Annotated in this window: 1 protein-coding gene; it reads left to right on the top strand. The window is 65.3% G+C overall.

The features are described from left to right. A partial coding sequence (locus P0G09_RS17580) for a lysophospholipid acyltransferase family protein (RefSeq protein ID WP_275253315.1) occupies positions 1-311 on the top strand: 311 nt, incomplete at both ends.

The raw sequence follows: 311 nt of genomic DNA, 5'->3' as shown, positions 1-311 counted from the left end.
CCCGGTGTTCATCGTCATCAGCCGGTTCTGGGGCAGGCGGATGCTCGTTTTTGCCAAAATGGAGCTGTTTGAGATCAACGCCCTGCTCACCTGGTTCTTCCGCTGCAGCGGCGCGCTCTGCGTGCGCGGTACCAAGGAGGAGCTGGAGATCATTGACCGGACCGTGGAGGCCTGCCGGGCGGGGGAGACTTGGCTCATCTTCCCGGAGGGCACCCGCGAAAAAGAGGGCAGGCTCCTGCCGCCCAAGAGCGGCCTGTTCGTCATTGCGGCGCAGGCCGGGGTGGATGTGGTGCCGGTGCGCATCCGCTACG

Origin of the sequence: Faecalibacterium sp. DFI.5.82, from assembly GCF_029076575.1 — a bacterium.
Taxonomy (GTDB): domain Bacteria; phylum Bacillota; class Clostridia; order Oscillospirales; family Ruminococcaceae; genus Faecalibacterium; species Faecalibacterium duncaniae.
Note: the sequence above shows the minus strand (reverse complement) of the source record. Positions and strands in the feature narration are given on the sequence as shown.